16 protein-coding genes are annotated in these 12930 nt (G+C 60.2%); 5 read left to right on the forward strand and 11 right to left on the reverse strand.

Features of this window, described 5'->3' with window-relative positions; translation table 11 throughout:
• Positions 1–53: 53 nt before the first annotated feature.
• The gene (locus A3OQ_RS0112445) at positions 54–263 is read left to right on the forward strand and encodes a hypothetical protein (protein WP_020175722.1); all 210 of its coding nucleotides are present in this window, start codon (positions 54–56) and stop codon (positions 261–263) included.
• 101 nt (positions 264–364) lie between these two features.
• Here the strand turns inward: A3OQ_RS0112445 and A3OQ_RS23600 are convergent, their stop codons facing one another.
• From A3OQ_RS23600 to A3OQ_RS24875, 5 genes are all read right to left on the reverse strand, one after another.
• Positions 365–859 (reverse strand): GNAT family N-acetyltransferase, encoded by a 495-nt coding sequence (locus tag A3OQ_RS23600; RefSeq protein WP_020175723.1) that lies wholly within the window; start codon positions 857–859, stop codon positions 365–367.
• A complete protein-coding gene (locus A3OQ_RS0112455; protein ID WP_020175724.1) occupies positions 843–1364 on the reverse strand; it encodes a glutathione peroxidase in 522 nt (173 codons plus the stop codon). Before A3OQ_RS0112455 ends, A3OQ_RS23600 begins: the two co-directional genes overlap by 17 nt.
• Positions 1361–2182, reverse strand: coding sequence for an ATP12 family chaperone protein (locus A3OQ_RS0112460; RefSeq protein ID WP_020175725.1), 822 nt, complete (start codon positions 2180–2182; stop codon positions 1361–1363). The genes A3OQ_RS0112455 and A3OQ_RS0112460 overlap by 4 nt, the downstream gene beginning before the upstream one ends.
• A 38-nt stretch (positions 2183–2220) precedes the next feature.
• Positions 2221–2865: an HAD-IA family hydrolase gene (locus A3OQ_RS0112465; RefSeq protein ID WP_026595777.1), complete on the reverse strand. Its 645-nt coding sequence runs from the start codon at positions 2863–2865 to the stop codon at positions 2221–2223.
• A gap of 231 nt (positions 2866–3096) precedes the next feature.
• Positions 3097–4224: a hypothetical protein gene (locus A3OQ_RS24875; RefSeq protein ID WP_152428425.1), complete on the reverse strand. Its 1128-nt coding sequence runs from the start codon at positions 4222–4224 to the stop codon at positions 3097–3099.
• A gap of 173 nt (positions 4225–4397) precedes the next feature.
• Between A3OQ_RS24875 and A3OQ_RS0112475 the strand changes: the two genes are divergently transcribed.
• A complete protein-coding gene (locus tag A3OQ_RS0112475) occupies positions 4398–5150 on the forward strand; it encodes a class I SAM-dependent methyltransferase (RefSeq protein WP_152428426.1) in 753 nt (250 codons plus the stop codon).
• Positions 5120–6154 (forward strand): phosphotransferase family protein, encoded by a 1035-nt coding sequence (locus A3OQ_RS0112480; protein ID WP_020175729.1) that lies wholly within the window; start codon positions 5120–5122, stop codon positions 6152–6154. The genes A3OQ_RS0112475 and A3OQ_RS0112480 overlap by 31 nt, the downstream gene beginning before the upstream one ends.
• 132 nt (positions 6155–6286) lie before the next feature.
• Here the strand turns inward: A3OQ_RS0112480 and A3OQ_RS0112485 are convergent, their stop codons facing one another.
• The 6 genes from A3OQ_RS0112485 to A3OQ_RS0112510 all read right to left on the reverse strand — a co-directional run bounded on the left by A3OQ_RS0112485 (position 6287) and on the right by A3OQ_RS0112510 (position 11336).
• Positions 6287–6667: a hypothetical protein gene (locus tag A3OQ_RS0112485; protein WP_020175730.1), complete on the reverse strand. Its 381-nt coding sequence runs from the start codon at positions 6665–6667 to the stop codon at positions 6287–6289.
• A gap of 82 nt (positions 6668–6749) precedes the next feature.
• Positions 6750–8630 (reverse strand): ABC-F family ATP-binding cassette domain-containing protein, encoded by a 1881-nt coding sequence (locus A3OQ_RS0112490; RefSeq protein ID WP_020175731.1) that lies wholly within the window; start codon positions 8628–8630, stop codon positions 6750–6752.
• A 75-nt stretch (positions 8631–8705) separates the two neighbouring features.
• Positions 8706–9962: an MFS transporter gene (locus A3OQ_RS0112495; RefSeq protein WP_020175732.1), complete on the reverse strand. Its 1257-nt coding sequence runs from the start codon at positions 9960–9962 to the stop codon at positions 8706–8708.
• Positions 9963–9970: 8 nt separating this feature from the next.
• Complete coding sequence (locus A3OQ_RS0112500; protein WP_026595778.1) at positions 9971–10300, reverse strand: hypothetical protein; 330 nt, start codon at positions 10298–10300, stop codon at positions 9971–9973.
• A gap of 2 nt (positions 10301–10302) precedes the next feature.
• The gene (locus tag A3OQ_RS0112505) at positions 10303–10866 is read right to left on the reverse strand and encodes an isochorismatase family protein (RefSeq protein ID WP_020175734.1); all 564 of its coding nucleotides are present in this window, start codon (positions 10864–10866) and stop codon (positions 10303–10305) included.
• Positions 10867–10883: 17 nt separating this feature from the next.
• Positions 10884–11336, reverse strand: coding sequence for a MarR family winged helix-turn-helix transcriptional regulator (locus tag A3OQ_RS0112510; protein WP_020175735.1), 453 nt, complete (start codon positions 11334–11336; stop codon positions 10884–10886).
• Positions 11337–11539: 203 nt separating this feature from the next.
• On the opposite strand from A3OQ_RS0112510, the gene A3OQ_RS0112515 reads away from it, so the two are divergent.
• Positions 11540–12094, forward strand: coding sequence for a peroxiredoxin (locus A3OQ_RS0112515; RefSeq protein WP_020175736.1), 555 nt, complete (start codon positions 11540–11542; stop codon positions 12092–12094).
• A 185-nt stretch (positions 12095–12279) separates the two neighbouring features.
• On the forward strand, positions 12280–12819 hold the full coding sequence (ahpD, locus tag A3OQ_RS0112520; RefSeq protein ID WP_020175737.1) for an alkylhydroperoxidase, AhpD family: 540 nt from the start codon (positions 12280–12282) through the stop codon (positions 12817–12819).
• Positions 12820–12930 lie beyond the last annotated feature (111 nt).

A 12930-nucleotide genomic window follows, 5' to 3' on the forward strand; every position in this document is an offset into this window, starting at 1 on the left:
ACCCTCGGCAAAATCTCACGTTCAGCCATCGCCATGACAACAGGAGGCAAAGAATGACCGATAAGAATCAAGGCGAGGGCGACAAGATTTCCGCTGAGAAATACAATAAGGGCGCCACGGAATTCGCAAAAAGCGGCCGTGTCGAGGCCGCGGCGCAAGACGCGAAGAAAGCGCTCGAAGGCAAGGAGCGCAAGGAATTGATCGGTGCCGAGGTCCTTGGCAAGAGCCATGCGCACGGCGAAGATCCGCAAGTCAAACGCTGACGCCGAGGCGCTGGTCCGGAGTGAAGCACCGATCATAAGGCGCTGAACCATGTGAGCTGAAGGCCCGGTTATCCTTCCCTGCCGGCCTTTGGCTCACATGTTTAAATGCTCCTTGCCATCAGCAGAGCCTCGCAGCCTCTGACGCCCGACTGCCGTGCCTCTTCTGCAAAGCCAAAATGCCGATAGAGATGGATAGCCGCTTGGTTATCGCTCAAGACGGCAAGTTCGATGCGTGTCAATCCGATGTCGCGCTTGGCTCGCGCAAGCAACGCTGCGAGAAGCGCCGTACCGACGCCCCGGCTGCGTTGATCCGCGCGGATGAGCATTGTCAGACGGCCGGTGCTTAACTGCGGCGCGAAGCCGAAGGTTAGCGCCGCTTGGCCGATAATCTCGGCAGCCACCAGCGCGACGAGACGAAAAGTCTTTTGATCGCCACCCTCAATCCTATGGCGGATTGCGTCAGGTAAATGTTTTGCCAATGCGGGAACGGCGGCCGTTCCCGCATTGATCAGCTTGATAAGCCCGTCAGCATCGCCCGGTTGTATCGGCCGAATCTTCAAATCGGATTTGATGACGCAATCACCCCGCCGCGCCAAGCGCGCCTTCGATGGCGGTAATCACCTGCGGCGACTCCGGCGTCACGCTCGGCGCGAAGCGCGCGATGACCTTGCCGTCGCGGCCGATCAGGAATTTCTCGAAATTCCAGGAAATATCGCCATTGCCGTCGAGGGAGCCGTCGGGCTGCACGGCCTTTGGCTGCGCCGCCATCAAGGCCGCATAAAGCGGATGCTTGCCGGCGCCCTTGACCGTGACTTTGCTGAACATCGGAAATTGCACATTGAACCGGGTTTCGCAGAATGTCGAAATCTCGGCTTCGGTGCCTGGCTCCTGCGCGCCGAAATCATTGCAGGGAAAGCCGAGCACGTTGAAGCCGCGGTCGATATAGGTCTCGTAGATTTTCTCCAGGCCACCATATTGCGGCGTGAGCCCGCAGGCGGAGGCGACATTAACGATCAGCACCACGCCGCCTTTATAATCGGCAAGCGATGCATCCTTGCCTTCGATCGTCTTCAGCGGAATGTCATAAAGCTCTGTGCTCATCCTTTTGTCTCCTCTTGATGGACAAGCCGGAACAGCTTTGCTGCCGCTTCCATTTCGATCCAGCGTCTTGCCCTGCGTTGCAGGGCTTCTTCGTCACGTCCCCAGATCTTCATCTGGAAATCTTCATCGACATGCGCGGCACCCCATGCAGCTTCCGTATCGAAAGCCCCATGCACAACGCCAAGCGCGATCAAGGCCGAGCCGGTGAGGCTGGTCATCACATTGAGCGAAGCGAGCGCGAAGGCTCCGGTTGCTTTTGGTGCGGCAATGGCTTGCACAGCCTCATGCACGGCCTGACAGGACGGCTCCGGCTGAGCAGCAAAAATGATGCCTTCGGCGCAGATAAAGCGCGCGCCGAATTTTTCATGCGCGAAAGTCAAATAGGGGTCCCAGACCTCGGCCTGCGCCTTGACCAAGGCGTCGGGTTCGGCTGCGCGGTAACAGACGAGATCGGAGCCCGCATATTTCACGACCTCCTCGACGCAGGCGGCTTTTTCGCCGGCGACGCCGTCAAGCGCGCTATGGACAAGCCTGGTCAGCGGCATCTCCTGCGGGTCGATATATTCGCCTTGCGCCTGCCATTCGGCCGCGACGGCCTCCGCGGCGGCGAGTGTCGGCAGCGCAAGCGCGTTTTTCGCCGGAGTCTTCACCGGCCGTCCATCAAGGAGAATAGCGAAGCCGCCGTCGCGGGCTTCGGCAGTGGCTTCCTTATAAAAGCGTTTAGGGAGAGCCTTTTTCTGATCCCGCCGCGCCATGGCGACAGGATCGATCGGCTCGCCGGGGACTGGCACCCCGGTATTGGTAAAATCGTCTGACATGGGGGTCTTTTAGCATTGGCGCCTGGACGACGCGAGTTTCACGAAATCAGCGCCAGAAGCTCGGTAAAATCGCGAGCGATGGCTTCGGCGCCGGCCTCTCTCAATTGGTCGTGAGCATGATAGCCCCAGGCGACGCCAAGTCCATGGACGCCGGCCGCACGGGCCATTTCCATATCATATGTCGTGTCGCCGATCATGAAAGTCGAGGCGGGATCGATCCCGGTCTCCTTCAGCGCCGCGAGGATCATGTCTGGCGCCGGTTTGGATGGATGATCGTCGGAGGTCTGAACGGTCGCAAAATGCTCATGCCAGCCGCAGCGATCGAAAAGATGGGTGACGCCGCGCTTCGCCTTGCCGGTGGCGATGCCGAGCACAATATCCTGGCGCTTGGCGAGCTCGGCCACGGTGTCGAGCGCCCCCGGGTATAGAAGCTCAGCGAAGCTCTTGTCTTCGCGCATCTCATGCCAGGCGGAGCGATAGGCATCGGCCAGGCTCGTGACGGGCCCCGCGGCGCCGACAAGTGTCGTAAAAGCTTCCGTCAGCGATAAGCCGACGATCGAGAGGCAGGCGTCGCGGTCGGGCACGCTCATGCCATGCGCGGTAAAGGCGCGCCGCTGCGCCTCGACGATGAAATCCTGGCTGTCGACCAATGTGCCGTCTATGTCGAAGATGATGAGTTTCATTGTTTCCGTCGCCATCGAGGGGGAGATGGCCGGAGGCAGGTGGGATCTCCAGCCATTCACTGGACAATCCCGCATCCGCCCGTTTCCTCAACAATTGTAGATGCTGAAGCGCATAGGGCGCGGGGAGGACCGGCAGGCGCAAGATGCGCTACGACCAGCAATGGGCAACGCTACTCGCTTATATTCGTATACCGAGGCCGCCCGCCGCTATGCAACTCCTCATTTCGACTCTTAGCTGTCGCGGACTTCACTGGTGCGTTCCTTAGCCGGGTGCCGATAAGGCCGACCTTCCTCGAGGCCATGACAGATGAAATGATGCTTGGGATCCACGCCCGCCGCTCTGACATCGGGGTTGAGTTGCAGGTAGACGTCGGGGTCGAACCCCGCAGGATACTCGAAGGGCCGATCATCCGCCAAAATCAAGCAGCGCGGCTCGAATTGAACGTAACGCTTCCAGTCGATGATGCCACGCCTGCCGACTTCGACCACGCCTTGAAAAGCAAATTCAAGGCCGCGAACGGACGGGTCCTTCCGATCGAGCATCCATTTCATGATTTCGAACATCAGCAGTTTGGTGACCCCGTCCTTCAATACATCCGCATGCCCCATGAAAAAATCAAACGACACTACGTTGCCAGCGCGCCGAAGCACAGCGTGCGCTACGAGTCCATGGCTTCCTTTCAGTGGACCAAAGACGCCCCAAGCCTGCGTCCAATGTTCGTGGCAAGCGGGCTCACTCGGCTCAATTTCGAGATCGGCGTAGTCTGGAGAATTGCTGAAAATGGCCTCCCTGACCGGGCCATGCGAACGCCAAACTTTCGAGGTTCGAATGCGGGCCGCTCCGGCCGCGAATGCGCCAACATCGATCGGCCGGGCGGTGTAGCCGAGGCGCGCTGCCTTGTTCGCGGAACGATGGTAGCGCCCACCGGTGACTTTCGAGACCGCCTTGCGGTAGATATCGAAAGTCGCGAAACGGCCGAGGTCAAGAACCAGCGGCGTCGGATATAACAGGCCGCTCCAGCGGGCCGCCTGTTCAGCGCGTAGGCAAATTCGAGCGTAAGACGCCACAAGTTCGACAGTTGGGTCGCAACCTGATGCATGGCAGGTCTGGTGGAAGCTGAAAGCTGCCGGTCGCAATTTAACGAGGTCGGTGCCAAATATCGCTTTCACACGCCTTTTGCGGAAGATCGCGCGACCGAGATCGATTAACCAGGATTGTCGCCCCACCGCGCGCATGAGGTGCCACGTGAAGCCGAGCAGCATCGGGTTTCGAACGCGCCATAGCGCGCGAGCGCGATTAATCAACTTCGCCGATCCTTTGCGCAGGCGCCGCACATGCTCTCGATTGCTTGTTATCAAGAAACGAAATCCGCATCCAGAGTGCACGTCGTTCGCACCGTATTCCGCTCTAAAATTTTGAAATAGATCACCTTCATGATTGTGGATCGATTCAATCCAAACTCATCGTGATCCAAAATAAGGGGAGGGGTACTGAGCTGGACGCAGAGCTGAGGCGCCTCTATGAGTCGAACATGACCTCCAATCCAAACTCATCCAACCTAAGTGCATCGGATCTCGATCCCGCATCTCCTGAATTTGCTGAACGGCGCGCGGCAGCCCGCAAAAAGCTCGATGCCCTCGATCCCGCTATGCAGGATGGCACCGTCGCCGACCCCTTGCGGCGCGATTGGTTCGAATCGGTCTATCGTCTGGCGGAAAACGATCCGGCGCGCGTGCCTTGGGCCAATCTGAGCGCCCATCCTTTGACAAGGGCATGGACCCTAGGACAAGTGCGCGGGTTGACCGGCCTGAAGGTGCTCGATGTCGGCTGCGGGCTCGGCGACAATGCCGAATGCCTCGCCGCGGCCGGCGCGGAGGTCGTGGCTTTCGATCTCGTAGCCGAGGCGATTTCCTGGGCAAAGCAGCGGTTTCCGGCAAGCAAAGTCGATTATCAGGTCGCCGAACTCTTCACGCTGCCGCCAAAATGGCAGGGTTCTTTTGATTTCGTGCATGAATGCTACACGTTGCAGGCTCTGTCGGTCGCGTTGGTGCCGAAGGCGCTCGGCGTATTGGCGCAGCTTTTGGCGCCCGGCGGGCATTTGCTCGTCGTCGCGCGCGGGCGCGGCGAAGACGACGACGTCTCCGGGCCGCCTTGGCCTCTGCCTCCTTCCTTTATAGACGAGGCGAAGCGACAAGGACTCACGCCGGTCATGATCGAGGACATCAGCGCTACGGCGGAAGTCGCGCGCCGTCATTGGCGCGTGTTGTTTCGCCGAGCCTCATAAACGAGGATAGACACATCACGCGCGATCATTGGCCAAGGACGATCCCGGTCCTCGCTCTGACCCCGGCCGAGGCGACGAAGCTTGTCGCCAATCTGCCGGGTCAGCCGGAGGTCGCGGCCGTCTTTCCGCTGCCGGGCGGCCTCACCAACAGCAATTATCGTCTCCTGTTTCGAGATGGTCAGTCGAGCATCGAGGCGAAGCTTTATCAAAACGAGCGTAATCTCGCGCCGGTCGAACGCGCCGTGCATCGGCTGGGCGCTACGCGCCGCCTAACCATGCCGAAACTTCTCGACGGCGCTGATGATAATCCCGCGACGGGCACGCCTTATGCGCTTTTCGAATGGATCGGCGGCGAGCGGCTCGATCTGGCGATCCGCGATCGGGATGCGGCGAGCGTCAAAGGGCTTGCCGAAAAGGTCGGCGCGGCTTTGGCGGCGGTTCACGCCGTGCATTTCGACATGTACGGCTTCTTCGACGCGGATCTCAATGTCCATGGCCCGATCGATCTCGGCAGCGCCGGCATGCGGCGCTATTTCGAGGATGTTTTGACGCAAGGGCTTGGGCGCGAACGGCTCGGGCCGGAATGTTCCGATGCCTTGCTGGCTTTCGCAGAACGGGAGGCGTCAATCCTCGATACCTGGCAGGGGCCGCCATGTCTCACGCATGGCGATTGCGGCGGCACGAATATTCTCGTGACGCGCTCGGGCGCGGATTGGACGATCGCAGGGATCATCGATTGGGAATTCGCTTTCAGCGGCACGCCGTTTTTCGACCTCGGCAATATTTGCCGCGCACCCTTAGGTGGCCTCGCGGGCTTTACCCAATCTCTCGCCGATGGCTATCGCGCGGCGGGCGGTGCACTGCCGGACCATTGGCGCGCGCTTGCCGCCATGACCGATCTCTTGGCTTGGGTTGAATCGTCCTTTCGGCCGCATGCGTCGGCGGAATTCATTCAAAGCGCGCGGCAGGCAATCGCAGAGACGATCAGCCGGTGGAGAGACTGAGCTTCCTCATCCTGAGGAGCGAGCGCAGCTCGCGTCTCGAAGGACGAGGAGCGCCGATCTTATCCTTCGAGACGGGGCCTTCGGACCTTCCTCAGGATGAGGGAGTCGCGCCGGATTACGACACTTCGAGATCTAACGCTTCTGCGATTGGGCAAGCTGGCTGACGGTTCCTGCAAAACGCTCGAGCTCCGCAGCTGGCAGGCGAAAGCCCATGTTGATCTGGCCCGACGTCTGGATCAAAAGCGTGAAATCCCCGGCGCCTGGGCCTGGTTGCAGGCCGATCTTATGCAGCGGAAAAGATGCGAAATCTTCCTGTTGAGGCGTCTCAAGTCCTTTGACCGGCGCGAGCGGCGCTGCCGCTGCGAGATGGACGAGAAAGGTGAACAAGTCCATCACGTCCGCTTTAGTGCCTTCGACATCGAGCACGCCCGACCGTGTCTCGACGCGCCAGCAAAGATTGCCGTTCGGGCCGACGGTCGCATTGGAAAAGCGCTTCAGAAGATTATCGGCCATTGCTGTCTCCTTTTTAGAGCGTTTTCAAGCGACGTGGATGCCGGTTCGCGTGAAGAAAATGCGGCGCGGCAGAACCGAAGATTTAGGATGCTTCGAGCTCGCTCGTCAGCATCAGCCATTCTTCCTCGGCCGCCGTCAGCGCGCGTTCGAGATCGCCGCGCTGCTGCGACAATTGCTTGGCTTTGGCCGGATCGCGCACGAAGGCATTGGGATCGGCGAGCATCTTATCGACGCGGGCCAAGAGGTCCTGAAATTTCTTCATCTTGTCTTCGGCGGCGGCGATGCGCTTCTTCAGCGGCATGGCGGCTTTCGGCGTCAGCGCCGCGGGCTTTTCACCGGCGGCTTTGTCTTCGTTGCGTGACTTCTCTTCGGCGCGCTTGCGCGGTGACGTGTTGCCGCCCGCACGGTCGAGGACGTATTTCTTATAATCGTCCATGTCGCCGTCATAGGGCTTGACCGTTCCGCCTTCGACCAGCCAAAGCCGGTCGGCGCAGGAATCGAGCAAATGCCGGTCATGCGAAACGAGAATGATCGCGCCTTGATAATCGTTGATCGCCTCGATCAAGGCGGCGCGGCTGTCGATATCGAGATGGTTCGTCGGCTCGTCGAGGATCAAGAGATGCGGCCCGTGAAAGCTCGCCAAGCCCATCAGCAAGCGGGCCTTCTCGCCGCCGGAGAGAAGCGCCACTTTCGTATCGGCCTTCACATTGGGAAAGCCGAGCTGCGCGCATTTTCCGCGGATCTTCGACTCGGGCTGCTCGCGCATGAGTTCGGCGACGCATTGATAGGGCGTCGATTTTTCGTCGAGATCGTCGACCTGATGCTGGGCGAAGAAACCCACTTCCATTTTGGAGGATTTCTTGAGACTGCCGCCCATCACATCGAGCCGTCCGCCGACGAGCTTGGCAAAGGTCGATTTGCCGTTGCCGTTCGAGCCTAAAAGACCAATGCGGTCGTCATCGGCGATCGATAGGTTCAAGCGCTTCAGAATGGGCACCTCGCCATAGCCGGTGCTGGCGTCGTCCAAGGCGATGATCGGCGGGCTCAACGGTTTTTGCGGCGAGGGCAGGTGGAAGGGCAGCACTTGCCCGTCGACGATGGCCGAGACCGGCTCCATCTTGGCGAGCATCTTCAGGCGTGATTGCGCCTGCGCCGCCTTGGTCGCCTTGGCGCGGAAGCGATCGACGAAGGACTGCAAATGTTTGCGCTGATCGTCCTGCTTCTTTTTGTGCTTGAGCTGGATCGCCTGCTGCTCGCGGCGCTGGCGTTCGAAGGAGGAATAATTGCCCTTCCATAAAGTGAGCTTGGCTTGATCCAAGTGCAGGATGTGATCGGCGACGGCATCGAGCATGTCGCGGTCATGGCTGATGACGAGAATCGTCGCCGGATAATTTTGCAGATAGTCGATGAGCCAGAGCGTGCCTTCGAGATCGAGATAGTTCGTCGGCTCGTCGAGCAGCAGCAGATCGGGCGATGAGAACAGCACCGCCGCGAGCGCGACGCGCATCCGCCAGCCGCCCGAAAACTCGCTCAAAGCACGATTTTGTGCTGCCTCGTCGAAGCCGAGACCGGAGAGAATGGTGGCAGCCTTGGCCGGCGCCGCATGCGCATCTATATCGACGAGGCGCGTATGAATATCGGCGATGCGCTGGGGATCGGTGGCGGTTTCCGCTTCGGCCATGAGTTGCGCGCGCTCGACATCGGCCTCAAGCACGAAATCGATCAGCTTCATCGGGCCGCCGGGCGCTTCCTGCTCGACGCGGCCGAGCCGCTGGTTGCGGGGCAGGGTCAAGGTGCCGCTTTCCGGATGCAGCTCGCCGGCGATCATATTGAAAAGCGTTGTTTTGCCGGCGCCGTTGCGGCCGACAAAGCCGATCCGCGCCTGCTCGGGCAGGGCGGCGGTCGCCTTGTCGAAGAGAACCCTCGGGCCAAGCCGGTAGGTCAAATCATTAATGTGCAGCATGGGGTTCTTGTGGCTTGGCGAAGGTCCCGGCGCAAGGCGGGCGCCATTATGTCGCAGCGCAGCATGCTCCAGAGTCTATCCGGCACCGTCGGTTTGAAAATGGATTCGCCCGGCGATGATGCGCAGACGCAGATGACGATATTTTGCGAGGTAACGAAGCGCGACCAGGGCCGCGGCGAAACCCGAGGCTGCGCCGACGCCCAGCGCCCAGCGCGGGCCGAAAGTGTCCGCCACCCAGCCTACGATCGGTGCGCCGACCGGTGTGGCGCCCAAGGCAATGGCGAGAAGAATCGCCATCACGCGCCCGCGCATCATGGGCTCTGTCGAAAGCTGCACCAGGCTCAACGTCGAAGTGGTGAGGATCTGCCCGGCGACGCCGATGATCATGAGCGCGCTGCCGAAGAAAAATGTGCTGGGTGTGATCGCGGCGAGCGCGAAGCCCAATCCGAAAATCGCAGCACCGCCCATCAACAGTGCGATATGAGGCCGGCTCTGAATGGCGGCGAAGAGCGTACCGATGACCGAACCGATCGCCATGACCGAGGTCAGGAGCCCATATTGGTCGGCACCGCCGTGAAAGATCGTGACCGACATGGTCGAGATGAAGATCGGGAAGTTGAGCCCGAATGTGCCTATCAAAAATAGCATCAAAAGGACGGCTTTGAGATCGGGCCGTCTCAGGACATAGCGAAACCCTTCGGCAAGGCTGCCGCGGGCGCGCGGCGCTCTGTCGGTCAGATGAAGCTCGTCCATGCGAAGCAGACAGAGCGAGCCGATGACGGCGACGAAAGAGGCTGCGTTGATCAAGAAGACCCAGCCGGAGCCGACGGCGGCGATGAGCACGCCGGCAATGGCGGGACCGATCATCCGGGCGGCATTGAATGATGTCGAATTCAGCGCGACCGCGTTCGACAGATGCGCTTCGACCACGAGTTCCGAAACGAAGGTCTGGCGGGCCGGAAAGTCGAAGGCGGTGACGCATCCGAGCAGAAACGCAAACACATAAACATGCCAGAGCTGCACGAGCCCGGTGACGGTGAGAACGCCAAGTCCCAGGGCGAGCAGCCCCATGGCCGTCTGCGTGGCGATGAGCAATTTGCGCCGGTCGAAATGATCGGCGGCGAAGCCGGTCCAGGGCAGCAAGAGAAGCTGCGGCCCGAACTGAAGCGCCATGACCACGCCCATGGCGGTGGCATTATTGTCTGTGAGCTGGGTCAGCACGAGCCAGTCCTGGGCCGTCCGCTGCATCCAGGTTCCGACATTGGACACGAGCGCGCCGCCGGCCCACATCCGGTAGTTGAAGCCTTCGAGCGAACGCAGGGCGTCCTTCACCAGTGCGTTCACAATTCACCGGGGGCGTTGCCGCCATGAAGCCGGCCAAACAGGCGTGCGTGAATGAGAGCCATCAAAAAAATGCCGAGCCCGAGAGCGATGGCGTGCTGCGTCGAACGCACGTCAAAGTCTCCGACCCGCCATATGAGAAAATAGCCGATGATCAGATTGAGGAAGCCCCAAACCACGTTGACGATCGAAGAGGAAAGCCCTTCGCCGGGCGGTTTTGCAAATGGGCTTTGAAACGGACGCCCCATCACGCCGCTGACAAAATGCGGAATGGCGTTCGTGAGAAAAACGGCGCCGAAAAAGTAAGATGCGTCGTGAGCCCATTCCATCGTCATGCGCTCCTTTTGTCGAGGAGCGCGATGATCTCTTGCGTGGTGCCGGTCTCGCCGAGTCGCGGAAAGATGCGCGTGACGCTGTTGGTATGAGCGTCGGCATTCCGATCGGTCATCGCATCGACGGCGAGGGTGACGTTGAACCCGAGCTCATAGGCATAACGCGCGGTCGATTCGACGCCGACGCTGGTGGCAACGCCCGCGATCACGAGCTGCGTGACGCCCAGTTTCCTCAGATGCGCTTCGAGGTCCGTGTTGGTGAAGGCGCCCCAGGTCTTCTTGGTGACGGTGTGATCGCTTGGCTGCCGGTTCAGCTCGGGAGCGAGGTCTGTCCAATCGGCTGGCAAACCTGCGAGGCTGAGAACCTGTTCCGTCCGGCCCGGTGCGCGGCCAGCCACATTGACGAGCACGACGGGCAGGCTCTGTTGGCGGAAGGCCGCGGCAAGCGCGCTGGCGTTTTTCACGACCTCGGCCATCGGCTGGGCCGTCGGGAGTGCGACGATGCCTTTTTGCAGATCGATGACGACGAGCGCGGTCTTCGGATCGAGCGTGGTGAGGGCCATGAGATTTCTTTCTACCGTCACAGGTCGACGAGGCGTTTGAGCAGGCTGACGGCATGTGCGAGCTCGTCGCGTTCCGCTGCGGTAAAATGCGATTGCAGTGCCTGCATCAGCCAATCCTGACGCGCCGCGCGGCGGGACTTGAGCCATTCGGTGAAGGCAGGCGTGACGGAGAGGATGGTCTGGCGTCCGTCTTTCGGATCGGGGGCGCCGCTGACGAAGCCCACAGCCTCCAGGGCTGCGACATTGGCGCTCATCGATTGCGGGCGCATGCCTTCGGCCTTGGCGAGGCTCGTCACCGTCGCCGGCCCATCGCGCTCCAAACGGCTCAGCACCGAGACCTGAGACATGGTCAGGTCTCCCAACTGTCCCTGTTCGCGGAAGCGCCGCTTCAAAACGCCGATCAGATCGCGAAGCGCGCCTGCCAGGGCGGCCGCGCGTGCGGCGTCGGACTCGTCCGGTTGTTCGTTCATGACGAGACTATAAGAGATATAAAGCTAAACTTCAAAGGTAGACTGTGAAGTTAACCTACAAAGATTTGTGAACTGCGGCGTCGGGCACCTTAGAATTTGTTTTACCGATGATCTTTATTGAAACTATCGATTAGACCGATGTGCATTGCAGCATTATCTCTCGGTCCAGGTCGAGCCCGACTCGACGAGACAGGAGAGATTAAATGCTTGGTATCGGTGAAAAAATGCCTCGTTTCAGTGTCGTCGGCGTGAAGCCCGGCTTCATGAAGCATGAAGAAAACGGCGAAAGCGCCTTCGAAACGCTGACGGAAGAGAGCTTCGCCGGAAAGTGGAAGATCATTTTCTTCTATCCGAAGGATTTCACCTTCGTCTGCCCAACCGAAATCGCGGAATTCGCCCGGCTCAACCCGGAATTTTCGGATCGCGATGCCGTGGTGCTCGGCGGCTCGACCGATAATGAACATTGCAAGCTCGCCTGGCGGCGCGATCACAAGGATCTCGCCAAGCTGCCGATCTGGCAGTTCGCCGATACGAATGGCTCGCTGACCGACGGTCTCGGCGTGCGCTCGCCCGACGGCGTTGCCTATCGCTATACGTTCATCGTCGCGCCGGACAATACGATCCAGCATGTCTACGCCAACAATCTCAACGTCGGCCGCGCCCCGAAGGATACGTTGCGCGTGCTCGACGCTTTGCAGACGGACGATCTTTGCCCGTGCTCGCGCGAAGTCGGCGGCGAGACCCTCAAGGCGGCATGATTCCTTGGTGTGCGTCCCTTCTCCCGCTTGCGGGAGAAGGTGGCGAACGGAGTGAGCCGGATGAGGGTTCTCTCAGTTCGCAACGTACCCTCATCCGACCCCTCGCTAACGCGAGGGCCACCTTCTCCCGCAAGCGGGAGAAGGGCGCGCCCGCATATCTTTCTAAAGGATACGAAAGGAAGACGATGTCGATCGATACGCTGAAGGAGGCGATCCCGGACTTCGCACGCGATGTCCGTTTGAACCTCTCCACCATGGCAAATGACGAGACGCTCGCGGTGCAGACCAAATATGGTCTGCTGCTGGCCTGCGCCATTGCCACACGCAACCCTTACGTCGTCGCGACCATCGGCCAGGAGGCGACGCGGCATCTCTCCTTCGAGGCGCAAGAGGCCGCGCGCGCCGCCGCTTCGATCATGGCGATGAACAATGTCTATTACCGCTTCGTTCATCTCGCGACGAACAAGGCCTATGCGAAAATGCCGGCGAAGCTGCGGATGAATGTGATCGGCAATCCGGGCGTCTCCAAGACCGACTTCGAACTTTGGTCGCTCGGCGTCTCTGCCATCAATGGTTGCGGCATGTGCATCGACGCGCATGAAAAAGTGCTGATCGAGGCGGGTGTCACCGAGGATCAGATCCAGACCGCCGTGCGGTTCGCCGCGATTATTCAGTCGGCGGCCGTGGCTTTGGAAGCAGGCGAGCTGGCGGTCGCGGCGGAATAAGTCGGATTTAAACGATTATTGAAGATCGAGGCCTGCTCTCCGGAGCAGGCCTTTTGTCGTTTCAACCCGAAAATACCCGCCGATTCAAGCGAGAGGCTTGATAAGCTCAAG

It is taken from the genome of Methyloferula stellata AR4, assembly GCF_000385335.1.
Taxonomy (GTDB): Bacteria; Pseudomonadota; Alphaproteobacteria; order Rhizobiales; family Beijerinckiaceae; genus Methyloferula; species Methyloferula stellata.

What these genes read in the sequence shown, in the direction of transcription:
- A3OQ_RS0112485 (WP_020175730.1), bottom strand. Translation starts at nt 6,667, where the DNA reads ATGGCCGATAATCTTCTGAAGCGCTTTTCCAATGCGACCGTCGGCCCG.
- A3OQ_RS0112475 (WP_152428426.1), top strand. Translation starts at nt 4,398, where the DNA reads ATGACCTCCAATCCAAACTCATCCAACCTAAGTGCATCGGATCTCGAT.
- A3OQ_RS0112490 (WP_020175731.1), bottom strand. Translation starts at nt 8,630, where the DNA reads ATGCTGCACATTAATGATTTGACCTACCGGCTTGGCCCGAGGGTTCTC.
- ahpD (WP_020175737.1), top strand. Translation starts at nt 12,280, where the DNA reads ATGTCGATCGATACGCTGAAGGAGGCGATCCCGGACTTCGCACGCGAT.
- A3OQ_RS0112505 (WP_020175734.1), bottom strand. Translation starts at nt 10,866, where the DNA reads ATGGCCCTCACCACGCTCGATCCGAAGACCGCGCTCGTCGTCATCGAT.
- A3OQ_RS0112455 (WP_020175724.1), bottom strand. Translation starts at nt 1,364, where the DNA reads ATGAGCACAGAGCTTTATGACATTCCGCTGAAGACGATCGAAGGCAAG.
- A3OQ_RS0112465 (WP_026595777.1), bottom strand. Translation starts at nt 2,865, where the DNA reads ATGAAACTCATCATCTTCGACATAGACGGCACATTGGTCGACAGCCAG.
- A3OQ_RS0112445 (WP_020175722.1), top strand. Translation starts at nt 54, where the DNA reads ATGACCGATAAGAATCAAGGCGAGGGCGACAAGATTTCCGCTGAGAAA.
- A3OQ_RS0112515 (WP_020175736.1), top strand. Translation starts at nt 11,540, where the DNA reads ATGCTTGGTATCGGTGAAAAAATGCCTCGTTTCAGTGTCGTCGGCGTG.
- A3OQ_RS0112460 (WP_020175725.1), bottom strand. Translation starts at nt 2,182, where the DNA reads ATGTCAGACGATTTTACCAATACCGGGGTGCCAGTCCCCGGCGAGCCG.
- A3OQ_RS0112500 (WP_026595778.1), bottom strand. Translation starts at nt 10,300, where the DNA reads ATGGAATGGGCTCACGACGCATCTTACTTTTTCGGCGCCGTTTTTCTC.
- A3OQ_RS0112510 (WP_020175735.1), bottom strand. Translation starts at nt 11,336, where the DNA reads ATGAACGAACAACCGGACGAGTCCGACGCCGCACGCGCGGCCGCCCTG.